The organism is Ekhidna sp. (assembly GCF_965228795.1).
Lineage (GTDB): Bacteria > Bacteroidota > Bacteroidia > Cytophagales > Cyclobacteriaceae > Ekhidna.
This window is the reverse complement of record NZ_OZ245839.1, coordinates 805,407-830,783: the sequence shown is the minus strand read 5'-3', so window position 1 is coordinate 830,783 and position 25,377 is coordinate 805,407. Positions and strand designations below refer to the sequence as shown.

Here is a 25,377-nt window from a genome sequence, read left to right as displayed (position 1 = left end):
TAAAACTACTTATTTTCGTGATTCACACATACCTAACTACTATGCCGGGATTTCAAAAAATATCTCACAAGGGAAAAGAAATAGTGTACGTAGACTACAGAGGACAATCTGAAGAAGAAATGCTTAATACAGCTTCCAAGCTTAGGGATTTTCTTTTATCTGAACCCGGTGAGCACCTAAGATTAGTCAACATCACTGATACCCCGGCTACCAGGAAATTCACCTCATTTATACGTGAGCTTGGAAAGGAAACAAAACATATTCCAGTGAAAGGCGCTGTGGTTGGCATTACAGGTGCAAAAAAAGTATTGCTTTCCGGTTACAACAGACTACTTGGTGGAGCTATGAGACCTTTTGATAATGAGGAAACAGCAAAAGACTACCTGGTGAGCTGACAAATAAAAAAGCCCGATACAGAACGCATCGGGCATCACAAATAATCAATACTTAACCCTATCTCAATATTTTAAACGATATGACTTCCTTGGAAATGTTATAGAAGGAATCATACGACGTAACTTCAATCTTGATTATTTCATCCTGAATGTTGGTGAGTTTCTCACTCAAATCAATTGAATGTAAGTCTTTACTTACAGTTTTTACACCATCATTAATTTTGTAAGTGACTTTTTGAACATCCGTATGTTCATCGGCTACCTCAATGACTAAACCAGTGCCTTTAGGCAATACCGGCAATCCATTTTCGAACATCAGTGGCGAGTTGTTAAAGTGCGGATAAACGGAAGGACCCATTTTATCAATATAGATAGTATCACGACGAACCTGCTCCTGATTACCTTCTTTATCTACACTATAATATAGCATTCTATATGATCCATCTGGAAGGTCATGAGGCATCATCTGACGACCATCGGATTTCATATACGGATGATCAGCCACCTTAAAGTAAGTTGTCTTTACACCTGACTCCTCTTCAATGATTTTGAATTTGATACGTGTAGCTGGCCCAAAAACGAAACCACCTGAACCAGTTCTTAATAAGTCTGTTCGTGGTGCAGTAAAATCTTTCATTGGTGATTCTGTAGCAGCCTCTTCTCTGTAAGTATTTTCCAATGCCATTTGGGCTGTGGCAAAAAAGCTGAATGCTGTGAGTAGAACGCTTAAGAATCGAGTAAATAAATCCATGCTTGAACTGTTTAATTGAATTAATGCAAAAGTCGATCTAATGCGATCCAATTCATATCAGTGGAAGAATGGCTTTTAAATTAGGTGATTTAATTAGGTGTTTATCCGTGATTTTTTAATTCAAAATATCATAACCGACTGAAAAATAGATACATAAGTTTTACAACTAATAGCTATACTTAGAGTATGAAATTTGATACCGCGGTGATTTGGCTCAGAGGTTACTCGTACCCGATCCTTGCCGCATAGCCCCTCGTGAACCTTGCTTCGCTGCGGTTTCGATCGCAGCGGCGAACCGCCACAGGGGTTCTCATCCCTCATGTAACTAAGTTCTTTAAACGAAAAAATCCTGACTCAATTTCATGAATCAGGATTATTGTTGTGGGCTCTGAGGGATTCGAACCCCCGACCCTCTGGGTGTAAACCAGATGCTCTGAACCAACTGAGCTAAGAGCCCAAATTTTCTTTTCTGCTCTACGCAGCGATAACACTCTCAAGGTGCTCTGATGCTAACGATTCTGTCAGCATACTGACAAGCTTTACTTCGTCAGTAACGAACTGAGCTAAGAGCCCCTCCTTAAAAGGACTGCAAATTTAGTACGCTTTATTTTCCGTGCAAGCCCTTAATGAAAATATTTTTTAGTCGAGTGACTTAGAAAGAAATTGATTGAAAGGGAACAATACTTTGAAGTCTCTGGCAACATTCTCAGGAAAGCCTTTTGAGGTCACTTCCTTGTCTGTAGCCTGACGCATAAATACATAATGCTTAAGCTGGAGCAATTCGATATGCTCATGATCCTTTGGATATCCCTTTGGTGCTGTTTTCAAACTATCTGCTGAATGAGGCTCAGGGTACGTTTCAGAAAAGGTTTTATCATTGATAATTGACTTTAACTCTTTCCCATTATAATCAATCTCCTGCCTCACCTTTTGCAAAGTTTCAGAAGGTGGCTGATAGATGCCTCCACCTAAAAAATTATTTCCAGGCTGAATGTGTATGTAATACCCCGGGTTCCCGGATTTTTTGCCACCCTCCACTAAGAAGGCGCCAAAATTGGTTTTATAAGGGTCTTTATTTTTACTAAATCGGATATCCCGATTGATTCGAAACAGACACTTTTTAGGCTCAAGCGTACTAATTGAGGGGTCGAAGGAAGACACTTTGGTAATCACATCATCAACCAGCTCAATTACATTCGATTTTGCCTCTAAATACCTTTTCTTATTGTCATCCATCCACTCTTTGTGGTTGTTTTGAGCAAGGTCTTTCAAAAAATCCAGGGTAAACTGAAGGTCCATCATGTAAAAGCGTTTAAGATTGTTTCTAATTTGATCGAACGGGATGCTTTTAAAAGGACAGTTGAATTAGAAAAATTCATTTTTGAGAGCTCTTTCGTCAAATCATCCTTATTTTCATAATGAAAGTTCGGATTAGCAACCTTTCCAATCTTCTCACCAACGGTCATCACATGTTTTATTCCTAGCTTTCTTGCGTGTTCCAATACTTCGCTGTGCTGGTCATCCGGGTTTTCTAGCTCATTCATATCTCCCAATATGGCCAACGTGTTTTTGCCTTGCTCAGCCAAATTATCAAGGGCTACTTTCATGGAATCCGGATTGGCATTATAAGCGTCCAAAATGATCGTAATACTTCCCTTTTTAATGATTTGCGAACGCGCATTATCGGACTCATAGCTACTGATTGCGTCTAAAATGAGATCATCGGATATGCTGAAATGTCTTCCTATAGCTACTGCAGCAGCCATGTTTGAAAAGTTATAACGCCCTGCGACATTCGTTTCTCTTTGCTGCTCTCCAAGCTGTACCTTCAAAAATGGTGATGAATTTAAAAGCTTGAATTCTTTTGGTGGGAATGTGACAGGCGAATCAAAGCGCTTTGACATGTTAGATAGAACCGAATCAGACATGTTGATAAATGGTGTTCCGCCATTTTTTCTTAGAAAATCAAATAGCTCACTTTTTCCCCTGATAACACCTTCAATTCCTCCAAATGTTTCAGTATGTGCTCTTCCAATATTGGTAATTAACCCGTGTGTTGGTCTGGCTATTTCACAGTAGCTGCCAATCTCTCCCACATGATTGGCTCCCATTTCTATGATGGCAATTTCTACTTGTGGATGAATATGTAGCAGGGTCAGTGGCACTCCAATGTGATTATTGTAATTCCCTTTGGTTGCATGAATTATGTACCGCTGAGATAAAACCCTGGCTACTAATTCTTTGGTTGTAGTTTTCCCATTTGATCCTGTGATTCCTAAAACTGGTCGTTTGAATCGGTCTCGGTGGAATTTAGCTAATTCTTGCAAAGCCTCAAGGCCATCTTTTGCATGAATGATTCGTTCGTTAGTGACATATTTTTTGTCATCAACAACAGCGTAGGATGCCCCTTTTTTTAGTGCCTCCTCTGCAAATTCATTCGCATTAAAATTTGGTCCATTGATCGCAAAAAAGAGATTATCCTTTTCCAATGTTCGGGTATCAATCGACACCCCATCGCTCAAAAGAAATCTAGAATAAAGAAATTCAATAAAATCGCCCATTGAAGACAAAAATATCCCGAACGGACCGAACCTACCTTTATATTTACTTTATGAATTTGAAAGAAATGCGAATACTGGCCTTTGCCGGAATTTTGCTGGTACTATTCCTAAGTATTTGGTACCTGATGAAAACTTACAAAGAGGGAGATCCTCAATGGATCTATTTAATACTGGCTTTTGGTATAGCCATCTTATTATCACTGAATCTATGGACTGGAGGACGCAGAAAGGATTAATCCTGGCTGAAAAGGGTGCGAGTTGCTATGCTTCTTCCCAGAGTCACCTCATCAGCAAATTCTAATTCACTTCCCACCGGAATACCTCTAGCAATGGTGGTAACTTTTATTCCAAACTCTTTCAATAGCTTGGTAATATAGAAGGAAGTGGTGTCTCCCTCCATAGTTGCACTTAGAGCTAAAATGACTTCTTTTATCTGATCATCATTTTTTATGCGACTAATAAGAGAGTCGATTTTTACATTCTCAGGACCTATACCATCCATTGGAGAGATTCTTCCTCCTAACACATGAAATAGTCCATTGTATTGTCCCGTATTACGGATTGCGAGCACGTCAGGGGTGTCTTCTACGACACAAATAACCGAAGTATCGCGATATGCAGTTTGGCACGTGCATTCGTCAGTATCAGCGATGATGTGACAGGTTTTGCAGTATTTAATGTTTTCGCGAAGCTCTTTTAACGCACCGGATAAATCCGTGGTAGCATTTTCTGGTTGTTTCAATAAATGCAAGGCAAGACGGAGAGCGGTTTTCTTTCCGATTCCCGGCAATCGGGAAATTTCCTCAACCGCCCGCTCTACCAACTGAGATGGGTATTCCATTGATTATACGATAGAGGCTTTGATCCCTGCTTCAGTAATCCCTTCGCGCATAGGCTTTAATTCCTCATAAATTCCTTTTTTAACAGAGCATTTGCCTTTATAGTGTATCAAAAAAGTGCATTGCTCCGCCTGGTGAATGTCATGCTTACAAACCTTGACTAAGGTATTGATCACATGATCAAAGGTGTTAAAGTCATCGTTGTAAACCATGAGATCCCGCACACTTTCGCTACCGATATCCTCGCCCGTCTTTACTTCTTCTTCAATATCAAAATCAATACTGCTCATATCTCTTGATTTTTTTACAAAATTAATAATTGCCCAACAACCGAAGTTGATTTGTAATTTGCAATCGCATTTTAACCTACAAACACAATGAATCCCATTTTCGTTGGCTCCATCGTATTAGGATATTTCATTTTGCTAATAGGCATCTCCTGGCTCACCTCCAAAAATGGAAAACCCACTGACTTTTATACTGCGAGCAGGGAGTCTAAATGGTATTTGGTAGCCTTCGGCATGATTGGAGCTTCTCTTTCCGGGGTAACCTTTATCTCGGTTCCGGGAGAGGTAGCTAACTCCAACTTCTACTATTTTCAGGTAGTCTTGGGGTACCTGGTCGGATATTTTGTGATCGCTAAAGTTTTGCTTCCCCTCTATTATCGACTCAACCTTGTTTCCATATACACCTACCTGGAGCAACGATTCGGTTTCTGGTCGTATAAATCTGGGGCCTTTTTCTTTTTGATTAGCCGAATCATCGGTGCGAGTTTCAGGCTATTCCTTGTTGCAGGAGTTTTACAAATTGCTTTCTTCGATGCGTATGATCTTCCATTTTGGATATCGGTGCTTACCACTATTATTCTCATTTGGCTGTACACATTTAAAGGTGGTATCAAAACCATTGTATGGACCGATACTCTTCAAACCACATTTATGCTAGTGGCTGTCGTAGTAAGCATCCTGTTTATTAAAAATGAGCTTTCATGGACCTGGACAGAGCTTACCTCCAGCCTCTTCCAAGATGAACGATCTACGATCTTCAACTGGGACTGGCAAAGTGGAAGAAACTTCTTTAAACAGTTTTTTAGTGGTGCCTTCATTGCGATAGTGATGACAGGTCTTGATCAGGACATGATGCAAAAGAACCTGACGTGTAAGAATATTGGTGAAGCCCAAAAGAATGTCTTTTGGTTCTGTGTCATACTCGTGATTGTCAATTTCCTGTTTTTGAGTCTTGGGGTGCTCCTGTATCAGTATGCTGAGATTGGAGGAATAGCCCTACCAGAGAGATCTGACAATTTATTCCCAATGCTTGCGGTCAATGAGTTTTCAACAATTGGGACAGTAACCTTCCTTCTTGGGATTACCGCAGCTGCCTACTCAAGTGCCGATTCTGCCCTTACAGCTTTAACAACCTCTTTCTGTGTGGACTTCCTTGGTTTCAAAAAAGAAAATTATGACGCCAGGAAAACGCTCAGAAAAGTTGTTCACCTGGGATTTTCGTTTATCCTTTTCATTGTTATACTCATCTTTCAGGCCATCAATGATGAGAGTGTAATCAATTCCATTTTCATTGCTGCCGGCTATACCTACGGACCACTACTTGGGCTTTTCACCTTTGGGATATTTACTAAATGGGATGTGAAAGATCGCTTAGTACCAATAGTTTCAATTGCCTCACCGATATTGAGTTACATCATAAATATCAACTCTGAAGCACTGCTCGGTGGATATAAATTTGGATTTGAAATTTTGATTCTGAATGGACTGATTATGTTCCTTGGACTGATGCTGATTAGAAGGTCAAAGCCCTAACTCCGTCATGGGATCCCAGAAGTGTTTCTCAAAATCAATGATCTGATCATTTTTCACTTTTATTCCTTCAGCCTCCAGCAGCTCTTTCATTCGGGTTGGGGATTGAAAATGATTTTTACCTGTTAGCAGTCCGATGCGATTCACCACCCGGTGCGCTGGCACGTCATGTTTGGCCACCGCTCCGTTCATTGCCCAGCCCACTACTCGCGCTGAACGAGCCACCCCTAAATATTTGGCTATGGCCCCATAGCTGGTCACACGGCCTTTGGGAATCAGCTTGGCAACTTCATAGACATCTTGAAAGAAACTCTCCTTGTCCATCAAAATTTTCTTTCCCTAATAGAATTGCCATCTATTACCACCAACCTAGCGCTAAAGGAGCTATAAGACTCCAATATTTCAAGCAAAATTTTCCCAGGATCAGAAGGTTTAAAACTAGATAATCGGAAATAAATAACGCCTGAATTTGGTTTATGTCCGGACTTGTAAATTAACTCACCATAGTCACTATCATGAGTTAAAATAGTTCTCCCTTCTTTATTGGAGAATTTTATTACTTCTTCATCGGAAATACCAGGCGAAACTTCGGAAATCCATCTTACATCAATGTTACGCTCTCGAAGAAAAGCGACACTGGAGCCAGGGAAGTTTTCATCAGCAAGGAATTTCATACATGCTTATGATCTCAGTTCGGCAATTAAACCGTCTTTGGCAAACTCATTTAAATAGGCAAATACGGCTTGAATATCCTCCCTTTTTAGCTGTGGATAGCTTTCTAAAAGCATCGACTCAGACCACCCGTCAGCAAGACGTTCTAAAATAAACGCAACAGATAAACGAGTTCCTTTTATTACAGGTGTACCCGATAAAATATCTTTTTTTGACTCTATTCTTTCTTGCCAATTCATACTATAAAAATAATCAATCCAGTCTTGTCACCTTACAGTCTTCAAGGATGTAGAACAGGTGAAGCGGATTATCATCATTGAGTCGGAGCTTCCCGATTACCCTTACGCGCTCATCTGTATACCTGAATCCCCGATCTGAATAGACCTCTACAACCGTCTCAGGACCTGCCGCACCGCAGAAGAAACAGTTTTGATATGGGAAGCGTGAAAGCACAAAATAGTCCTGATCGGCTTCCTGCTGAAGCGGGATAATAAACCCTTCAAGGGTCAGCTCCTTCCCTTCCCGTAATTTTAGTTGCTCAGAAAATTTAGGTTGCTCAACTTCGGCTCCCATAAAGTCATCATACCCCATGACTATCTCTACAGAGGATAGTAATTCCCAGCCGGAAAGCTGAGGGGTAAACAAAAGACTTAAAAATATTGTCAACATAAGTGTAACATTATTCGAACCAAAGCTATCTAAAAAACGTGCAAGTGTCTTGCAATGGCATCAGCTTAAATTTTTACTTTAGCCGAACATAACTATTAATATGAGCAGTATCATCTCCACTTCGGAAATTTCCAAAAAATATGTGATGGGCAGTGAGATAATCATGGCCTTAAAATCGATCACAATCAATATTGATGAGGGCGAGTATGTTTCATTTATGGGTCCTTCCGGTTCCGGAAAATCTACCTTGATGAACATTATCGGCTGCCTGGACACTCCTACGGATGGAACTTATATCCTAAATAACCATGATGTGAGTGATCTCACTGAGAATGAACTTGCGGAGATTAGAAATAAAGAAATTGGATTTGTATTCCAGACATTCAACCTGCTGCCTCGTGCATCAGCTCTTGAAAATGTAGCCCTACCATTGGTCTATGCCGGATACAACTCAGCAGAAAGAGAAGAAAAAGCACTGGCTTCTTTGGCCGGTGTAGGGCTTGAAGACAGAGCTTATCACAAACCAAATGAACTTTCAGGTGGTCAGCGACAAAGAGTTGCTATTGCCCGGGCACTTGTGAATGACCCATCCATCATATTAGCTGATGAGCCTACAGGAAACCTGGATTCGAAAACCTCTTATGACATCATGGATCTCTTTCAGGAATTACATGACAGAGGGAATACGATTATAATGGTTACTCACGAGGAAGACATTGCAGAATACTCTCACCGAATCGTAAGATTACGAGATGGTTTGATCGAAAGCGATGAATTAAATAAAAACGTACGAACAGCTAGAACACCGGCATGAGTGCAAAACTCTATACCAAAACAGGAGACAAAGGACAAACATCACTTTTAGGAGGTAAGAAAGTATCCAAGGCGGACCTTCGAATAGAAGCGTATGGTAATGTGGATGAGCTCAATTCATTCATTGGTCATTTAAAAGATCATGAGGCGGTGGAGAATCGATTGAAGCAACAGCTTTATTGGATTCAGGAACATCTTTTTTCAATTGGAAGTATACTAGCAACAGAATCCGATTTCAAAGGCTTTGAATTACCCAAAGTATCCCAAACTGAAGTGCAACAGTTGGAGGTTTGGATTGACAAATTTGATGGTGAAGTGCCTCCATTGAAGAATTTCATTTTACCAGGAGGACACCCCGCTGTTTCTCTTTCGCATATATGCCGAACAGTGTGCAGGAGAACCGAAAGAAGCATCATTTCGTTAGCTAATCATGAGTCGGTAGATGAGTCAATTTTGCAGTTCATGAATAGATTGTCTGATTATTTGTTCATCTTTGCGCGCGCAATCGGCCACATATTGGGTGTGAAGGAAGTACCCTGGGCGCCCGGGTCAGATTGAAATAAACCCCATTTCAACCCAAATTGTAAGAAAATGACTGATACGTTGGATATTCAAATCACCGAGACTAGCCAATCTAAATTATCCGAAATCGATTTCGACAACCTGGCTTTCGGAAAGACTTTCTCAGACCACATGTTTGTGGCCGACTATAAAAATGGTGAGTGGACAGATTTAAGAATTACCCCGTATCAAAACCTTTCTTTGAGCCCTGCAAACGCAACACTTCACTATGCACAGAGCATTTTCGAAGGACTAAAAGCACACAAAAGTGAAAATGGCGAAATTCTGATTTTCCGTCCGGAAGCAAACGCCAAACGAATGATCAAAAGTGCTGAGCGCATGTGCATGCCGCCAGTGCCGGAAGAGCTTTTCATGGAATCTATCGAAGCGTTGGTATCGCTTGATAAAGATTGGGTGCCAAGCAAGTCGGGAACCTCTCTTTATATCAGACCTTTTCAATTTGCTGATGATCCATTTATTGGCGTTCGTCCTTCAGAGACATACAAATTCATCGTATTAACCGGGCCAGTTGGGGGATATTACTCTGAACCGGTGAAGGTTAAAATCGAAAAACAATTCACCCGTGCTGCTAAAGGTGGTGTAGGATCGGCTAAGACCGCTGGTAATTATGCTGCATCTCTTTATCCAGCTAAGCAAGCTCAAGCTCAAGGCTACCATCAACTTGTTTGGACAGACGGAAAAAACCACGAATTCATCGAGGAGTCAGGAACCATGAACATTATGTTCGTGATCAACGATACGCTTATTACTCCACCAACATCCGATTCAATACTTCCGGGTATCACGCGAGAAAGTGCATTGATCCTCGCCAGAGACTGGGGGTTGAATGTGGAAGAGCGACCAATCAAAGTTGACGAAGTGATTGAGGCAATTGAAAACGGCTCACTTACAGAAGCTTTTGGTATCGGAACTGCAGCTACCGTTTCACACATTGCGGTGATCGGCTATGAAGGAACAGACTATGAGCTTCCGGCCATCGAAACCCGCACCATCTCCAACCGACTCCTTGACGCCCTTACCGGCATCAAAATGGGTACGGAAGAAGATAAGTATGGGTGGATCAAGAAGATTGGGTGATTAACCCGCGTTTCAAACTTGTCATTTCGACGTTAGGAGAAATCTTTACTAAGAATGTGATATCCAGCTACGTCCTTCCACAACCCCCGAAGCGTCGGCCCGGCTCCAGAGGGGGATAAATCAAGGGAATTTGTTGACTTAAAATATTGATTCTAAAAGACTACCATTATCTTCGCCTCTGCAATTTTTAGCATGTTATGACAACAGACGAATTGAAAGATTTAAAGGCTCGTGTTAATGCCTTGAGGGGGTATCTTTGACTATGATGGTCGTAAGAAAAACCTTGAAGAATTAGAGCTTGTTACCGCCCAGCCAGACTTCTGGAACAACCCCGAAGAGGCGGAAAAAACCATGAAAAAAATCCAGCTTCTCAAAGGCTGGACCGAGAGCTACGAAGAAGTAGAAACAGCCCTTGGCGATGTAGAAACGCTTTTTGAGTTTAATCAGGAGGGTGAAGCATCTGACGAAGAATTAGAAGAAGCCTATGATGCTGCCTCTAAGCTACTGGAAGATCTGGAGCTAAAGAAAATGCTCAGCGAAGAGGAAGATCAACTTTCAGCGATGCTTCAAATCACTCCGGGTGCCGGAGGTACGGAGAGCAACGATTGGGCCGGTATCCTTATGCGTATGTACATCATGTGGGGTGAAGCCAATGGTTATAAGGTGCGTGAGGTTGACTACCAGGCCGGTGATGTGGCAGGCGTAAAATCCGTGACACTCGAATTTGATGGACCGATGGCTTATGGCTATTTGAAATCCGAAAACGGTGTACACCGATTAGTTCGAATTTCTCCTTTTGATAGTGGTGGCCGAAGACACACTTCTTTTGCCTCTGTGTATGTATATCCAGTAGCGGATGACTCCATTGAAATTGATATCAACCCATCTGACATTGAATTACACACCTCCCGATCAGGAGGTGCCGGTGGGCAGAATGTAAATAAAGTAGAGACTAAAGTACAGCTGACACATAAGCCGACCGGTATTGTGGTGGTCTGCCAGGTGGAGCGATCACAGCTGGCAAACCGGGAACGTGCGATGCAGATGCTAAAATCTCAGCTCTACCAAATGGAAATTGAAAAACGCAATAAAGAACGAGCGAATATAGAAGCAGGTAAAAAAGCCATTGATTTTGGATCGCAAATCCGGAATTACGTGTTGCACCCCTACAAACTCATCAAAGACGCCCGAACCGGCTATGAGCGAACGGATGTGCAAAACGTACTGGATGGGGATTTGAACGATTATATTAAAGCTTATCTGCTTCATGATGAGGAGTAGGTTACTTAGTGAGATGTATTCAATTTTTTAAAAAGACTTCTCAGGGATTGATTTGTCATCCTGAACTTGTTTCAGGATCTATTTGTGGGTAAGAAAATCCAACTCAATAGATTCTGAAATAAATTCAGAATGACTTTTTAAAAAATGAGATTGCTGCACGACTAACAAATGAAAAAATATTCGCTGAATTTCTGGTTACTCTCCTTAAGTTCCTTCCTGTTTTTTGGCTCATTTAACATGGTGCTCCCTGAACTCCCGGATTTCATGCGGACGTTTGGAGGGGAGGACTACATCGGGCTGCACATTACCTTTTTTACCTTGACGGCCCTCATCTCCCGCCCCTTTAGTGGAAAGCTAACTGACACCTGGGGCCGCCTTCCGGTGATGATCTTCGGCTGTGTGGTAACTGCTGTTGTATCACTTTTCTATCCCTTCTTCCTGAATATCTATGCTTTCCTCTTCATCCGATTTTTACATGGATTCTCTACCGGTTTCAAGCCCACAGGAACAGCGGCATATGTAGCTGATATTGTCCCGATAGACCGAAGAGGCGAAGGAATGGGCATTCTTAGCTTCTTCGGCATGACTGGAATGGGCATTGGAAACTATGTGGGTGGCGTGATTGCGATCCACTATGACATTAATGTCTTGTTTTACAGTAGTGCCGCTGTGGCAATTCTATCTGTATTCACTATCATGGGCATGAAGGAGACACTTGAAAACAAGCAACGCTTTTCCGGTGGTTTACTAAAAATCAAAAAAGGAGACATCTACGAGCCAACTGTACTTGTCCCATCTGTTGTGATGATGCTGGTGACCTTTTCGTTTGGGGCAGCACTAACACTCGCACCTGACTTGAGCGTTCACCTTGGGATTGCTAACAAAGGGTTATTCTTTTCTTATTTCACAGCCACTTCCTTGATCTCAAGAGTGGTTGGAGGGCGACTGTCTGATGAATTTGGACGCAGGAAAGTACTTATTGCTGCGATGCTAATTGTTGGTACCGGGTCCATTTATATTGGCTTCTCCACCTCTGCATTCCAACTATTTACCGGAGCACTAATTTTTGGCGCAGGATATGGCTTATCATCACCTGCACTCTTTGCCTGGGCAGCTGATTTAGCACCGGATAAGTTTCGAGGGCGAGGGTTCTCCACATTATTTATGGCACTTGAGATAGGTATAGGCATGGGTGCCATGCTTGCAGGACAGATTTATAATGGCAACCCTGCCAACTTCCCTGTGGTGTTTGCTGGATGTGGGAGTTTGGCTTTTCTTGCCTTTGTGTATCTACTTTTTAAGGGGAAGTAGGCTATCCATTCCTATCTTTTCAGAGTTGTTGTAAGGGTGTGGTGTTGCCGGTTTTGAGTGGTAATCAATAACCAAATGTCATTTCGAACCTGCCAGCAAGCAGGCGCAGTGAGAAATCTCTCCCTTTTGTAACAACAGTAAAGATTTCTCCTTTCAGTCGAGATAACATCTAAAAAAATGGCCAACCAACCGGTCGGCGGATGTGGCAGCATGGCCCTTCTAGTGTTTGTGTATCTGCTTTTTGAATAGAGGTGATGTACAACCAAAGAACGTCATACTGAGACTAGCCATCCGCACTTGATTCGGCATCTATCTCATACTACTTCAGAGTATTTTACAACTTCAAAAAAATTGGAGAAAGGGTAAGGCTGCCTTCCAGTTTACAACTTAGAAATTCCATACCTTTAGTGGTGCTGAAATCTTAAATCATCTATCATGCAAACCATACTGGGCGCCAATGGCATCATTGGTGAGGAGCTCGCCAAAGAGCTCAAAGCAAAATACACCTCTGACATCCGCATTGTAGGGAGAAAGCCACAGAAGATCAATGAAAGTGATACGCCGCACAAAGCGGACTTGCTAAAACCGGATGAGGTCAAAGAAGCGGTCGAGGGTTCAGAGATTGTTTTCCTCACGGTAGGGCTTCCCTACAACTCCAAAATCTGGCTAAGAGACTGGGGACCATTGATGGAAAATGTTATTCTGGCCTGCATGGAGCACAAGGCCAAGCTGGTCTACTTTGATAATACCTACGCCTACCCACAAGATGCGATAGAGCAAACCGAAGAAACCCCTATGACCTCTAAAGGAAAAAAGGGTATAGCCAGGGCAACTGCGGCAAAGTTGATGCTGAAGGCCATGGGGGAGAAAAAGATCGAGGGTGCTATTTGCAGAGCACCGGAGTTTTACGGCCCAGGCAAAACCAAAGGATTTACCAATGCACTTGTATTTGAAACTCTGAAAGCTGGAAAAAAACCGAAGATCTTTCTGAGAGACGATGTGTTGCGCACGCTCATCTACACCCCGGATGCAGGTAAGGCCATGGCGCTGATTGGAAATACACCGAGCGCATATGGCACCACTTGGCACCTGCCCTGTGACGACAACAGACTGACATACAAAGAATTTATTGAGGAAATCTCCACCCAATTGGGCAGGAAGATTGATTATATGGTACTTAAACGATGGTTGATCAACATCCTGCTTTGTTCAATTCGAACCTGAAAGAAACCAAGGAATTGCTTCCGCGATATGCTATCGACAACCTGTTTGTTTCAGACAAATTCAAAAAGGCTTTTCCTGATTTCAAGGTGACGACCTATGAAGAAGGGATCAAAGCAATTCTGAACGATTACGATATATCGTAGGGGTTAATAAGTTGAAAACTGAGTGATTTAGGAATCCTCGGCACAGACTAGGACTAGACAGTGAACCTCCCAGTGGTCTTCGCTGGCTGTGGCAGTTTGGCTTTTTTAGCGTTCGTTTATTTACTGTTTAAGGTTAAGTGAGTTTTGCAAAGCTGATTACTCCGAGTAATTAGTTTACTGATTATAATTGCATCATGCCGAACCTAATAATCTGGATCTACATCGCAGTATCTGCAGCTAACATAATCGCAAAAGTCATTCCATCGGAAGAACTCGATCAGTACACCAAGCCATTACTGATGCCTTTATTGATGTTTTATGTTTACAAATCCAGCATTGGAAAAACAACTGCCAGAATTCTAATGATTAGCGGAGCTCTTTTATTTTCGTGGCTGGGGGATGTGGTGCTTATGTATCAGGCCAAAGAAACCTTTTTTATGGCAGGAATTGGTTTGTTTTTAATCGCTCAGGTTATATATGTGGTCGTTCTAAGAAAATCAACCTATCAAAAACCTCCATTAAATCTATATCGCATCTTTCCTTTTCTACTTTATGGAATAGCATTGTTTTATCTGCTATTACCTGCCGGAGATTTTACTCTTCCCATAGTGATATATGGGTTGGTGATTATGACAATGGCGATTATGGCCAGGTTAAGAGAAGGGAATACGTCTCAGGAGAGCTATCGATTGGCATTATACGGCAGTATTCTATTTGTTCTTTCTGATTCCATCCTGGCGGTTAATGCGTTTCATACCTCCATCCCTTATGCAGGGGTGTTTATCATGTCTACCTATTGTGCAGCGCAGCTATTGTTGGTAAAAGGCTTATTGGGACATGTAGAATAAGGGTTTATTAACCACAAAGAGCACAAAGAATATCACTAAGAGCACAAAGAGGTATATCAGAAAACTCCGAGTCCTCTGTGGTTAGTTAAAATTAATCGGTGTACTTAAAGCGTACCATGCCTAGTGCGACATCTACGTCAAAAGAAAGCAGGTTTTCAGCGTTCGCATCATAGCTCATGTTTACGAACACATTTTTCTCCACCTCCTCAAATCCCTTAGCAATCTTTACGGCACATAAAGGAGAATCACGAATATGTATGATTACAGGTGTGCCGTCTTTAGGTAATAAAATTTCAAGGTTACCGGCACCAACAGATGCATCTACGCTGCATTTTTCTATCATCTCCCGCTCAAAATCAAGAAGCACATTACCAAATCCAATTTTAGTAATTACATTTTTTGCCCTGGCAAGCTCCATTCTTTTTGCCACTATTGAGCCAAAATCTGCCTTTACATAAAAGGTATCCATCTGGATAGGATTCATATTGCCGTCATCATAACCGACTACAATATCTGCACTTCCAGATTTAATCTTCATCCGCTGAACGGATGATCCGGTAAGATTAACATCTGCGTTTCCAAACCCATAAATCAAATTCAGTTTATAGATCTGCTTATCATTAAGGTTTACTTTCCAGAAGTCATTGTCTTTATCACTACGTGAAACAGCCATTGAAAAGCTGTCTCCAAATCCGGAAGAACTGTATTCATCTAAAATCAACTTCGCGTGTAATGTATTATTCTTCACCTTATTTGCGAATGAAGGATTAATCTTTTCCAGATTAGGATTTCCGTAAATGGTTAAAGGATTGTTATCTGAATCAGCCTGCTTGAGTAAGCAATTTGTAGCTGTGGCTTTAAGATAAAAATTAACGGTATCGAATTCTTCTGACTCCTTTACTGTATAGAATTTTTTAAGTTGTGCAAACGCACTCTGACTAGTTAGCAGGATCGTGCCTGCTAGCAATACCAACCGCAACATGGATTCTTATTACGGAAAGGTTATGCAGAGGTTACACTTCTTGCGACGAATCCGCATAAATGTTCGGGGTATTCCAAAAAAAAGAGCTGATATGAACAAAACATCATACCAGCTCTTAAAATATTTAACTTCTTAAGCCTAGAAGTATTCCTTCATCCGTTCGAAGAAACTCTTATCAGACTTTCCGGGATCCGGTTGGAAATTTGGGGAATCTCTTAACGCTTCCAGCGTACTTTTCTCTTCGTTGCTTAGCTTTTTAGGAGTCCAGACATTTACATGCACCAATTGATCTCCCTGACCATAACCTTCTACAGATTTAATGCCTTTTCCTCTCAATCGAAGGATTTTTCCACTTTGCGTTCCCGGATCAATCTTGATTTTCACTTTGCCATCAATGGTTGGTACTTCAATGGATGTACCCAGGGCAGCATCAATGAAGTTGATGTACAGATCGTAAATAATATTATTACCATCCCTTTTCAGGATATCATGTTCTACTTCTTCAACCAGAATCAATAGATCTCCAGGTATCCCTCCTGCTACTTCATTTCCTTTTCCTGACATAGAAAGCTGCATGCCATCAGTAACACCAGCAGGTATCTTAATTGGAATGACTTCCTCTTGTCGTTTTAATCCTGAACTATCTACTCCAGCTGCTCTACTTTCGACTGTCTGTCCACTACCACCACATGCAGGACAAGTAGAAGTACTCATCATCTGACCCAGCATGGTGTTCATAACCTTTCGAACCTGACCTGTACCATTACAGCTGGAACAGGTCTGGAATTTTGTATCCGGATCAACGATGAGACGGTTTACTTTGATTTTTTTCTCAACTCCATGAGCTACTTCTTCAAGCGTCAGTTTGAGCTTAATGCGAAGGTTGGTTCCTTTTCTGGTTCTTCGACCTCCACGGCTTCCTCCGCCCCCAAAGAAGCTTTCAAAAGGGCTACCTCCACCGAAGATATCTCCAAATTGTGAGAAGATATCGTCCATGTTCATGTTGCCGCCACTGAAGCCACCACCTGCACCACCAACACCCTGATGGCCAAACTGGTCATATCGCTGACGCTTTTCATCGTTGCTGAGCACCTCATAAGCTTCAGCTGCTTCTTTGAATTTATCCTCGGCTTCTTTATCATCCGGGTTTTTATCCGGGTGATATTTAATCGCAATCTTCCGATAAGCCTTTTTCAGCTCATCCTTGCTAGCCGAACGATCAACTCCTAATATTTCGTAATAATCTCTTTTTGCCATGTTATTGCTTAGCTCCTACAACCACTTTTGCAAATCGTACCACTTTATCTCCCAACGTGTATCCAGGCTCAACCACATCTACGATCTTTCCTTCAAGATCTTTCTCTGCAGGTATCTGGGTTATCGCTTCATGCTTTTCATCATCAAATTCATCCCCTTTACCTACTTCCATTTTTTTAAGCCCTCTATTCTGAAGCGATTTGTTGAGCTTATTTTGAATCAATGTCATTCCCTCTCTCAAAGCTTTAATGTCTTCACTCTCCTCAGAGGCATTCATAGCTCGATCAAAATCATCCAACACAGGTAGTAAATCAGCCATTAAGTCTTTATTAGCTGTACTGATCAGATCAAGTTTCTCTTTAGAAGTTCTTCTTCTGAAATTTTCAAACTCAGAATATAATCTCAGGTATTTATCTTTAGCTTCTCCTAGCTGCTCTTCTAGCGTAGGTTCTACAGACGCTTCTTCTTTTGCTTCTGCCTCTTCCATTTCGTCTGCAGTTTCTTGCTCTTTATTTTCTTCCACCTGCTCGTCCTTCAACTGAGCTTCCTGCTCTTCTACTTCCTGTTCTTTATTCACTTTTTCTTTTGTTTCCTTCATTCTGTCATCATGCTTAAAGACGTTCAATTATTGACAATTTCTTTGCCAATGCCCGTGGGTGTGCCAATATGTCAGTTATTTAAAAACCCCCAGATTTTATCCTTGAGCTCTTGAATTCCCTGATTGGTAATACTGGAAATAAATAAGGTTTCAATTTCCGGAAGCTCTGCTTTCATTTCGGTTATGAGCTCCTCATCCAAAAGATCCGATTTGGTGATGGCCAGTAAGCGATCTTTATCCATCAATTCCGGATTATGCTTTTGCAGCTCTCCTAGCAGGATGTCATATTCTTTTCGAATATCGTCTGCATCCGCAGGAATCATGAATAGCAGAATTGAATTTCGTTCGATATGTCTTAGAAACCTATTCCCCAATCCTTTGCCCTCAGCAGCTCCCTCTATGATTCCGGGTATATCTGCCATCACAAACGATTTATAATCTCTATAGGGAACTACTCCAAGGTTTGGGACCAGAGTAGTGAAAGGATAGCCTGCTATTTCAGGTTTTGCTTCAGAAACTACTGAAAGCAACGTGGATTTACCTGCATTGGGAAAACCTACCAACCCCACATCTGCAAGGATTTTTAACTCGAGAATGATCCATGCTTCCTTGCCTTCGATACCAGGCTGAGCATATCTTGGCGTTTGATTGGTAGGGGTTTTATAGTGGACATTACCCCTTCCTCCCTGACCGCCAGGAAGTAGCACTTTTTCTTCTCCATCCTCCATGATTTCTACCAATTTTTCATTGGTTTCAGAATCACGTGCTATAGTTCCGATAGGTACTTCAAGGATGATATTGTCACCATCTTTGCCGAATTTTCGATTTCCCTCACCATGCCCACCATTCTCTGCGGTAATATGCTTGCGATATTTGAGATGTAGGAGTGTCCAAAGCTGACTATTTCCACGCAGGATAATATTACCTCCATGGCCGCCATCACCACCATCGGGACCTCCTTTGGGTACATGTTTTTCGCGCCGAAAATGCACAGACCCAGCTCCGCCATCACCGGATTTGGCGTAAAATTTTACGTAATCTATAAAGTTGGATTCCATAGGTCTTTAGACCTCTAAGGCAGAGACCTTTTTATCGATCTCTTTAGATATTTCCTCTATATCCCCAATGCCATTAACAGTAGCAAGCCTTCCTTGTTCCTCATAGAAAGGTAATACGTGCACCGTTTTATTGAAATACTCGTTGATCCTTCGATCCAGTTTATCAGAAGCATCATCCGCTCTATTCTCTAACTGCTTTCGTTTGGCGATTCTTTGTCTTACTTCTTCTTCTGTCACCTTCAATTCAATCACTGAATGAATCTTAGTTCCCATCGATTCCATGAGATTATCCAATGCCTTGGCTTGATCTACAGTTCGTGGAAAACCATCAAATAAAAAGCCCTTAGCTTCCGGATTCTTTTCTACCTCATGTTTCAGCATGGCTATGGTAATGTCATCTGAAACTAGCTGACCACTGTCCATGATCTCCTTCACTTTCTGGCCAAGCTCTGTGTCATTCTTGGTATGCCACCTGAATATATCACCGGTAGAAATGTGACACAACCCATACTTCTCAATTAGTCGCTCACTTTGAGTTCCTTTCCCCGCACCCGGAGGACCAAACAAAATAATATTTAGCATACCTTCAATTTGTAAAAAGCGACAAAGATAAGGGCTAAAAATGTTTCGGGCAGCCTGATTTTAAACTAGTATCACTAAGTTAGCTCACGAATATGGCAACAGTGTTAAAATACTTCACCGTTTACTTCCTAAGTGGACTAAAATTTGTGTTCGGTCCGACCTTTGGAGTGGCTAATGGATTGCCAACAATTGCTACGATCATACTTACTTCATTAGGTATGATGACCACAATTTATCTATTCACTTTCTTCGGTGATGAGATCAGAGGATTCTTTTCCCGGTTTAGAAAAAAGAAACGGCGAGTGTTCACCAAACGAAACCGAAGATTTGTCATGTTATGGAAAAAATTTGGTCTCAAAGGGATCTGTCTACTTACTCCACTCATTTTAACGCCTCCGGGAGGAGGTTTACTGATCAATTTAATAAGCAGTAAGAAAAATCTTATCCTGAAATGGATGTGGATTAGTGCGATCCTTTGGAGTGTGATCATCACTCTCCTAATAAAACACGCTTTTTGGCTGGTTGAAGATTTTATCCCCACTTAATATCAGGACTGTTAATCTTCTTCAGTCTCATCTTCCATCACCTCAATATCCTGTATTAGGACTCGTTTCGAGATTGCTCTTCCTGTTGGTGTTGCCGCTAAGCCACCTTGAGCTGTTTCTTTATAGCGTGCCTCCATACTTTGACCTACTTCTCCCATAGCATCCACGCATTCATCAACCGGAATAACCGGGCTTACATCTGCCAATGCTATTTGCGCCGATGAATTAGCAATAGCCGCTGCGCTAGCATTTCGTACGACACATGGAATCTCGACAAGCCCTGCTACCGGATCGCATACCAACCCAAGCATACATTGAATGGTTATTGCCACTGCGTTAAATACCTGATCATTATTTCCACCTAAACAATAGGTGATCCCTGCGGACGCCATTGCTGCTGCAGATCCAGTCTCTGCCTGGCATCCTCCTACCGCTCCGGCTATTGAAGCCCGTTTTTCCAAAATAAGTGCTACACCAGCCCCAATCAACAGCGCTTCATATATTTTCCTATCCGAAATGTCATGTATTTCCTGTAAGGTTACCAAGGTGCCTGGAAGAATACCACTCGCTCCGGCAGTAGGGGCTGCTACCACTCTACCCATGCAGGAGTTTACTTCTTTAGCCGCAAGTGCCCGAGCTACCAATTTTTGAAATTCAGGAGAAATAACAGACTTTGGAAAGTTCATGACTTTTTTAGCTCCATTGTTGATCATACCGGAGTATGAACTCATATCCTCATCCAAACCTGATTTCACGGCTTCCTTCATAACCTGATAGGCCTGGTCTATACCTGACCAGATATCATCTTCCGCTTTACCTTTTTGATTTATCTCAAAATCAAGGACTGGTTTGAATAATGGGATGTCATTTTTCTCACATTCCTTTTTCCACTCTTCGAAACTGTTAAATAGTACGCCCATACTCAAAGATACAATTTGTTTGGCCCAATAACTTCTGCATTGAGGTAGGAGTTTCACTATCATTCGTATTTTTGCGGCCATGCTAAAAAATGACCTTATTCTGAGAGCTGCCCAAGGGGAAAAGACAGAACGAACACCAGTGTGGTTGATGAGACAGGCGGGAAGAATTCTGCCAGAATACCGAGCAGTTAGAAATAGTTTGTCAGGATTTAAAGAACTGGTTGAAACCCCTCAATTTGCAGCTGAGGTTACAGTTCAGCCGGTGGATATACTTGGAGTAGATGCTGCGATTATTTTCTCAGACATATTAGTTATTCCTGAGGCAATGGGACTCACCTATGAAATGGTGGAAAAGAAGGGCCCACACTTCCCTAAAACTGTTCGGAATGAATCCGATATTCAATTACTTAAAGTAGCAGATCCATCTGATCTGGGATATGTGTATGAGGCAATTAAGCTAACAAAAAAGGAGCTGGACGGAAGGGTGCCTTTAATTGGTTTTGCAGGCGCTCCTTGGACCATTTTCTCGTATATGATAGAGGGAGGTGGCAGTAAAACATTTTCTAAGGCTAGAAGGCTTTTATATTCAGAGCCAGCTCTCGCAGATAAGCTTTTGGATATGATCACTGAGTCTACTATTGGCTATCTTAAAAATCAAGTTGCCGCCGGAGCTGACATGATTCAAATATTTGACTCTTGGGCGGGAGTGCTTCCGACTGAGCATTATTCCAAATTCTCACTTAAATACATCTCGAAGATTTGTGACGCGATAAATGATGTACCCGTGACCGTTTTTGCAAAAGGAGCGTGGTGGGCGTTACCGGAAATGAAAGATATTAATTGCCGAACAGTAGGGTTAGATTGGAACATGGATCCAAAAGAAGCTCGTAAAACTTTGCCAAATAAAACCCTGCAGGGAAATCTTGATCCGTGCGCCCTATATGGTAGTAATGAGCTAATTAAAGAAGAAACAAAGAAGATGCTAGCCGCTTTTGGAGATCATCCGCACATTGCCAACCTTGGACATGGTGTCTATCCTGATACTAATCCTGAAAAAGTGAAGTATTTCATCGAGTCAGTAAAAGAGCTATCCTCTCACTGATATTTGATATATGAGGCAATTTTACGTTTCAGCTCATTTGGATCAAAAGGCTTAGTGATGTAGTCATTCATCCCTGCTGCGATTACATCCTGTCTTACTTTTAACAAAGCAGATGCCGTGAGCGCTATGATAGGTGTTTTTTCATCAAACGTTCTAATTTTCCGTGTGGCTTTATAGCCATCCATAATTGGCATTTGAAGATCCATCAAAACCAGATCATACTTATTCTCTTGCATCATCTCGACCCCCTCTTTGCCATTGTGAGCTACCTCAACACGTAGTTCCCATTTTTTGAGGAATTTTTCTGCAACCATTATATTCATCTGGTTGTCTTCCACCAAAAGGATCTTTTTGCCCACTATAATATTTGAATCTGCTTCTTCCTGTTCAGCCTGATCTACTTCTTCATGCAACACTTTCTTGAAACTTAAATCAAACCAAAAAATCGTCCCTGATCCAGGCTCACTTTTGACATAAATCTCTGACCCAACCATGTTTAATATCTTTCGAATGATTGCCAATCCCAAACCCGTACCACCAAACTCCCTTGTTGTGGAAGAACCGGCTTGGGTAAACCGTTCAAATATCAGTTTTTGCTTATCGTAGGGAATTCCTATTCCTGAGTCCAACACCTCTGTGCGTACAGTTTGGATTCGCTCATCCTCACTTATCAGTGTCGTCTTCAGCTTCACGTATCCTTTAGAGGTGAATTTCAGCGCGTTATTAATCAGATTGTTCAATACCTGGTAGATTCTTGTCTGATCTGCCAGAACCAAAGGATGCATCTTTTCATCTAATTCGAGATCTAGAATCAGTCCCTTTTCTTTGGCAAGGGCACTGTGGGCCTTGATGATTTTAGCTGATAGCGTTTTAAGATTTACCTCGGTAAATTCAAACTCAATTGCACCGGATTCCAGCTTGTTGTAATCCAAAATATCATTGATCAGAGCTGTCAAGTGCTCTGCTGAAAATTGCAATGATTCAAGGCTTTCCTTTTGATCTTTTCTTGGGTTCTCGTTGATCAAAAAATGCGAGATTCCCACCACCGCATTGAGCGGGGTTCTTATTTCATGAGATATTGTACTCAAGAAATCTGTCTTTGCTTTTGACGCTGACTCAGCGGCATCTTTCGCCTTTTTAAGTGAGTGAGCAAAGCGGTAAGACAGGATGAGCGACTGAAAGAAAAAGAAGAGTATGAATCCAATAAAAGTTAGAAAAGTGTTCTCTTGAACCGGGGTTAAGTATACCGATATCAAATAGACAGCTACCATAAAAACAATCCCGGTACTAGCAAACGCATACTGGGCTCCCGTTCGATTCCGCTTATAAGCGATCCAGTAGACATAGATCAAATAGAAAATCGCAACGATTACAAGGATAAAAAATGGCTCTACCAATTTTGTAAATACGACTGTCGGGGCAAAAAGAGATAAAAGTGAGAAGATGGCCGATATGACTGAAAACCCTAGCAGTATGGTCTTTTTACTGTCTTCGGGATACAGTAGATAGCTGTAAATCGTGAAAATCCCACATGGTATAAATAGCGCCAGGTATTCTGCCCTGATGATCAGATCCCATGACATATTTGGATAAAGCGCGTGAATGGCGTACTCTCCACTACCGATCATTCGATAGCTGAATGTCAGACAAAACAATGCGAAAAAAAGCACTGAACGCTCATGCTGGCCGAACATGAAAAGACCTAGAAAAAACAGGCCTCCCATGATTAAACTTCCACTTAAGAGAAAGTCATAACTAAAGTCGAAATCTCTTTTGGCATTTAACACTTTCCGATCTCCGATCATGATAGGCTCACGTACTCCCCCTTTGGTATGCCGGAAGTTTGAAACCTGTATGATTAACTCAATGGAATTTTGAAATCGTGCAACCGGAATCACTTGTGGCATCCAGTCCGGAACCGATGTTTCGAGTGATTTTCCGACTTTTCCATTTTTTCCTATCTCAAACCCATCATAGTAGAGCAGGTATGCATTGTAGGACTCTCCCAATGATATTGCTAACTGTGGAATCTTGGGCGGTAGAATCACCTTCACCCTGTAAGTAGCGTATCCTTGTGCAGTAAGCTCCTGCCCATTTCGTGTGATGCCTCCATTCCACAGTTTTGGAAACCGGTAATAATCTTTCACATAGAAATCGACCGAGTCAGGGGTAACAAGCTCTTTCCAATAGAATTCCCATTCACCATTTAAGGCAACTGCATTGTTTTTTAAATCAACTTTGGATAGATCAATGACTCCATCAATTACTTCTTGAGCTGAAGTATTGAATAGAGTAGAAAGAAAAATGGTCAGGAATATTAGAGTCTTTTTCATGGCTGACAACAGCCAAATTAAAGATATTTTTTGAGTATAGGATTCTCTTTTGCTTCCTGAAACAATTTTTCCTTATCAATAGGTACTACTCCTGGTAATTCGCAGACCATACCTCCCCCGATATTGGCCATTTCAGCAATGAATTCCAATGGTAGCCCTAATGTCAAGCAAAGGCCGGCAATACTAATCACAGTATCTCCTGCACCCAATACTTCCACAATTTGTCTTGGGTGTGAATTGAGTTTTCCGGATTCTTTTCCAGAATCATAAAAAATACCATTCTTAGATAGCGTTATGAAATAATTATCCGCAGCAACATTTTCTTTTAACTGACCGGCAGCATTAGCGAGTTGCTTTTCATCAAGTGCGTCAAATTCAATATCCAGACCATCCTGCAGGTCAGCAACATTTACTTTGAATAATGATACCCCCTGGTATTTGGTGAAATTTCTTCGTTTTGGATCTACTGCAATAGGAATGTTTTTGCTCTTAGCTAATTTAATCGTCTCTTCAATTACTTCAGGATTTATCGTTCCTTTATCGTAATCTTCGAATATTACTAAATCACACTCATCAAGTAGATTTTTAATGTGATGAAGTAATGACTTTTGATCCAAATCAATCAATGGATGTACATCTTCATTATCCACACGGATCAAGTGTTGCAATCCAGAAGTGATCCTTAGCTTGGTTGTAGTTATTCGGTTCTGACTCCTAATAATTCCTTTGTTAGGCATGTTTTCATACTCCAGGAGCTGCTCAAAAGCTTCTCCATCAGGATCATCACCAACCACCGAACATAGGATAGGCGTGGCACCAAGTGCACGTAAGTTCATTGCCACATTGGCAGCACCTCCCAACCGGCTTTCCTTTTTCTCAAGTGCCAACACCGGTACCGGAGCTTCTTTGGATATTTTACTTGCCTTTCCGCGCATGTAGTAGTCAATAACTACATCTCCTACTACAAGTACCGTCTTATCTTTAAAACCTTCAAATACCTCTTCAATTGATTTCATA

The 25,377-nt window shown here is 41.6% G+C and carries 30 protein-coding genes and 1 tRNA gene; 13 read left to right on the top strand and 18 right to left on the bottom strand.

Annotated elements, in window-relative coordinates; all coding sequences use genetic code 11:
* Positions 1–17 precede the first annotated feature (17 nt).
* Entirely contained in the window at positions 18–395 is a 378-nt protein-coding gene (locus tag ACQK2H_RS03815) for a hypothetical protein (RefSeq protein WP_425390146.1), read from the top strand.
* A gap of 58 nt (positions 396–453) precedes the next feature.
* On the opposite strand, the gene ACQK2H_RS03810 is transcribed toward ACQK2H_RS03815, so the two are convergent.
* From ACQK2H_RS03810 to ACQK2H_RS03795, 4 genes are all read right to left on the bottom strand, one after another.
* Positions 454–1,146, bottom strand: a complete 693-nt coding sequence (locus ACQK2H_RS03810) for a hypothetical protein (protein WP_425390145.1) — start codon at positions 1,144–1,146, stop codon at positions 454–456.
* 382 nt (positions 1,147–1,528) lie between these two features.
* Positions 1,529–1,603: transfer RNA gene (locus ACQK2H_RS03805), tRNA-Val, on the bottom strand.
* Between the two features lie 182 nt (positions 1,604–1,785).
* Complete coding sequence (locus tag ACQK2H_RS03800) at positions 1,786–2,448, bottom strand: DUF2461 domain-containing protein (protein WP_425390144.1); 663 nt, start codon at positions 2,446–2,448, stop codon at positions 1,786–1,788.
* Positions 2,445–3,707 (bottom strand): UDP-N-acetylmuramoyl-tripeptide--D-alanyl-D-alanine ligase, encoded by a 1,263-nt coding sequence (locus ACQK2H_RS03795; RefSeq protein WP_425390143.1) that lies wholly within the window; start codon positions 3,705–3,707, stop codon positions 2,445–2,447. The genes ACQK2H_RS03800 and ACQK2H_RS03795 overlap by 4 nt, the downstream gene beginning before the upstream one ends.
* 50 nt (positions 3,708–3,757) lie before the next feature.
* On the opposite strand from ACQK2H_RS03795, the gene ACQK2H_RS03790 reads away from it, so the two are divergent.
* The gene (locus tag ACQK2H_RS03790) at positions 3,758–3,943 is read left to right on the top strand and encodes a hypothetical protein (protein ID WP_425390142.1); all 186 of its coding nucleotides are present in this window, start codon (positions 3,758–3,760) and stop codon (positions 3,941–3,943) included.
* Here ACQK2H_RS03790 and recR read toward each other — a convergent pair.
* Both recR and ACQK2H_RS03780 read right to left on the bottom strand, forming a co-directional pair.
* Positions 3,940–4,548: a recombination mediator RecR gene (recR, locus tag ACQK2H_RS03785; protein WP_425390141.1), complete on the bottom strand. Its 609-nt coding sequence runs from the start codon at positions 4,546–4,548 to the stop codon at positions 3,940–3,942. The genes ACQK2H_RS03790 and recR overlap by 4 nt on opposite strands.
* Before the next feature lie 3 nt (positions 4,549–4,551).
* Complete coding sequence (locus ACQK2H_RS03780; protein ID WP_425390140.1) at positions 4,552–4,836, bottom strand: ATP-dependent Clp protease adaptor ClpS; 285 nt, start codon at positions 4,834–4,836, stop codon at positions 4,552–4,554.
* 87 nt (positions 4,837–4,923) lie between these two features.
* On the opposite strand from ACQK2H_RS03780, the gene ACQK2H_RS03775 reads away from it, so the two are divergent.
* Complete coding sequence (locus tag ACQK2H_RS03775) at positions 4,924–6,366, top strand: sodium:solute symporter (RefSeq protein WP_425390139.1); 1,443 nt, start codon at positions 4,924–4,926, stop codon at positions 6,364–6,366.
* On the opposite strand, the gene ACQK2H_RS03770 is transcribed toward ACQK2H_RS03775, so the two are convergent.
* Genes ACQK2H_RS03770 through ACQK2H_RS03755 form a run of 4 tightly spaced genes read right to left on the bottom strand, consistent with a single transcriptional unit; the run spans position 6,355 to position 7,704 of the window.
* Positions 6,355–6,687 (bottom strand): MGMT family protein, encoded by a 333-nt coding sequence (locus ACQK2H_RS03770; RefSeq protein ID WP_425390138.1) that lies wholly within the window; start codon positions 6,685–6,687, stop codon positions 6,355–6,357. The two genes, ACQK2H_RS03775 and ACQK2H_RS03770, sit on opposite strands and share 12 nt — an antisense overlap.
* Positions 6,687–7,037 carry a DUF5615 family PIN-like protein gene (locus ACQK2H_RS03765; protein WP_425390137.1) on the bottom strand — a complete coding sequence of 117 codons (351 nt, stop codon included), beginning with the start codon at positions 7,035–7,037 and terminating at the stop codon, positions 6,687–6,689. Before ACQK2H_RS03765 ends, ACQK2H_RS03770 begins: the two co-directional genes overlap by 1 nt.
* A gap of 6 nt (positions 7,038–7,043) precedes the next feature.
* Complete coding sequence (locus tag ACQK2H_RS03760) at positions 7,044–7,274, bottom strand: DUF433 domain-containing protein (RefSeq protein ID WP_425390136.1); 231 nt, start codon at positions 7,272–7,274, stop codon at positions 7,044–7,046.
* Between the two features lie 13 nt (positions 7,275–7,287).
* Positions 7,288–7,704: a hypothetical protein gene (locus ACQK2H_RS03755; RefSeq protein WP_425390135.1), complete on the bottom strand. Its 417-nt coding sequence runs from the start codon at positions 7,702–7,704 to the stop codon at positions 7,288–7,290.
* Between the two features lie 100 nt (positions 7,705–7,804).
* On the opposite strand from ACQK2H_RS03755, the gene ACQK2H_RS03750 reads away from it, so the two are divergent.
* From ACQK2H_RS03750 to ACQK2H_RS03715, 8 genes are all read left to right on the top strand, one after another.
* Entirely contained in the window at positions 7,805–8,518 is a 714-nt protein-coding gene (locus tag ACQK2H_RS03750; RefSeq protein ID WP_425390134.1) for an ABC transporter ATP-binding protein, read from the top strand.
* A complete protein-coding gene (locus ACQK2H_RS03745) occupies positions 8,515–9,075 on the top strand; it encodes a cob(I)yrinic acid a,c-diamide adenosyltransferase (RefSeq protein WP_425390133.1) in 561 nt (186 codons plus the stop codon). Before ACQK2H_RS03750 ends, ACQK2H_RS03745 begins: the two co-directional genes overlap by 4 nt.
* Before the next feature lie 33 nt (positions 9,076–9,108).
* Positions 9,109–10,176 carry a branched-chain amino acid aminotransferase gene (locus ACQK2H_RS03740; RefSeq protein WP_425390132.1) on the top strand — a complete coding sequence of 356 codons (1,068 nt, stop codon included), beginning with the start codon at positions 9,109–9,111 and terminating at the stop codon, positions 10,174–10,176.
* Between the two features lie 197 nt (positions 10,177–10,373).
* A protein-coding gene (gene prfB / locus ACQK2H_RS03735) for a peptide chain release factor 2 (protein WP_425390131.1) occupies positions 10,374–11,457 on the top strand; the annotation gives its coding sequence in 2 pieces (ribosomal slippage) (positions 10,374–10,433 and positions 10,435–11,457; 1,083 coding nt in all).
* Positions 11,458–11,625: 168 nt separating this feature from the next.
* On the top strand, positions 11,626–12,768 hold the full coding sequence (locus ACQK2H_RS03730; RefSeq protein ID WP_425390130.1) for an MFS transporter: 1,143 nt from the start codon (positions 11,626–11,628) through the stop codon (positions 12,766–12,768).
* Between the two features lie 435 nt (positions 12,769–13,203).
* Positions 13,204–13,992: an NAD-dependent epimerase/dehydratase family protein gene (locus tag ACQK2H_RS03725; protein ID WP_425390129.1), complete on the top strand. Its 789-nt coding sequence runs from the start codon at positions 13,204–13,206 to the stop codon at positions 13,990–13,992.
* Positions 13,974–14,135, top strand: coding sequence for a hypothetical protein (locus ACQK2H_RS03720; RefSeq protein ID WP_425390128.1), 162 nt, complete (start codon positions 13,974–13,976; stop codon positions 14,133–14,135). The genes ACQK2H_RS03725 and ACQK2H_RS03720 overlap by 19 nt, the downstream gene beginning before the upstream one ends.
* A gap of 194 nt (positions 14,136–14,329) precedes the next feature.
* On the top strand, positions 14,330–14,983 hold the full coding sequence (locus tag ACQK2H_RS03715; RefSeq protein ID WP_425390127.1) for a lysoplasmalogenase: 654 nt from the start codon (positions 14,330–14,332) through the stop codon (positions 14,981–14,983).
* 91 nt (positions 14,984–15,074) lie between these two features.
* Here the strand turns inward: ACQK2H_RS03715 and ACQK2H_RS03710 are convergent, their stop codons facing one another.
* The 5 genes from ACQK2H_RS03710 to ACQK2H_RS03690 form a co-directional block, all read right to left on the bottom strand.
* Positions 15,075–15,965, bottom strand: coding sequence for a hypothetical protein (locus ACQK2H_RS03710; RefSeq protein WP_425390126.1), 891 nt, complete (start codon positions 15,963–15,965; stop codon positions 15,075–15,077).
* Between the two features lie 138 nt (positions 15,966–16,103).
* Positions 16,104–17,222: a molecular chaperone DnaJ gene (dnaJ, locus tag ACQK2H_RS03705; RefSeq protein WP_425390125.1), complete on the bottom strand. Its 1,119-nt coding sequence runs from the start codon at positions 17,220–17,222 to the stop codon at positions 16,104–16,106.
* 1 nt (position 17,223) lies between these two features.
* On the bottom strand, positions 17,224–17,820 hold the full coding sequence (locus tag ACQK2H_RS03700; RefSeq protein ID WP_425390124.1) for a nucleotide exchange factor GrpE: 597 nt from the start codon (positions 17,818–17,820) through the stop codon (positions 17,224–17,226).
* A gap of 71 nt (positions 17,821–17,891) precedes the next feature.
* A complete protein-coding gene (gene obgE / locus ACQK2H_RS03695) occupies positions 17,892–18,878 on the bottom strand; it encodes a GTPase ObgE (RefSeq protein ID WP_425390123.1) in 987 nt (328 codons plus the stop codon).
* A 6-nt stretch (positions 18,879–18,884) separates the two neighbouring features.
* On the bottom strand, positions 18,885–19,460 hold the full coding sequence (locus tag ACQK2H_RS03690) for an adenylate kinase (protein ID WP_425390122.1): 576 nt from the start codon (positions 19,458–19,460) through the stop codon (positions 18,885–18,887).
* Between the two features lie 92 nt (positions 19,461–19,552).
* On the opposite strand from ACQK2H_RS03690, the gene ACQK2H_RS03685 reads away from it, so the two are divergent.
* Entirely contained in the window at positions 19,553–20,005 is a 453-nt protein-coding gene (locus ACQK2H_RS03685; RefSeq protein ID WP_425390121.1) for a hypothetical protein, read from the top strand.
* 11 nt (positions 20,006–20,016) lie between these two features.
* On the opposite strand, the gene sdaAA is transcribed toward ACQK2H_RS03685, so the two are convergent.
* Positions 20,017–20,925: an L-serine ammonia-lyase, iron-sulfur-dependent, subunit alpha gene (gene sdaAA / locus ACQK2H_RS03680; RefSeq protein WP_425390120.1), complete on the bottom strand. Its 909-nt coding sequence runs from the start codon at positions 20,923–20,925 to the stop codon at positions 20,017–20,019.
* A 79-nt stretch (positions 20,926–21,004) separates the two neighbouring features.
* Between sdaAA and hemE the strand changes: the two genes are divergently transcribed.
* Positions 21,005–22,027, top strand: coding sequence for a uroporphyrinogen decarboxylase (hemE, locus tag ACQK2H_RS03675; protein WP_425390119.1), 1,023 nt, complete (start codon positions 21,005–21,007; stop codon positions 22,025–22,027).
* Here the strand turns inward: hemE and ACQK2H_RS03670 are convergent.
* Both ACQK2H_RS03670 and ACQK2H_RS03665 read right to left on the bottom strand, forming a co-directional pair.
* Positions 22,021–24,360, bottom strand: a complete 2,340-nt coding sequence (locus ACQK2H_RS03670) for a response regulator (protein WP_425390118.1) — start codon at positions 24,358–24,360, stop codon at positions 22,021–22,023. The two genes, hemE and ACQK2H_RS03670, sit on opposite strands and share 7 nt — an antisense overlap.
* A gap of 17 nt (positions 24,361–24,377) precedes the next feature.
* Positions 24,378–25,376, bottom strand: coding sequence for a bifunctional heptose 7-phosphate kinase/heptose 1-phosphate adenyltransferase (locus ACQK2H_RS03665; RefSeq protein ID WP_425390117.1), 999 nt, complete (start codon positions 25,374–25,376; stop codon positions 24,378–24,380).
* Between the last annotated feature and the right edge of the window lies 1 nt (position 25,377).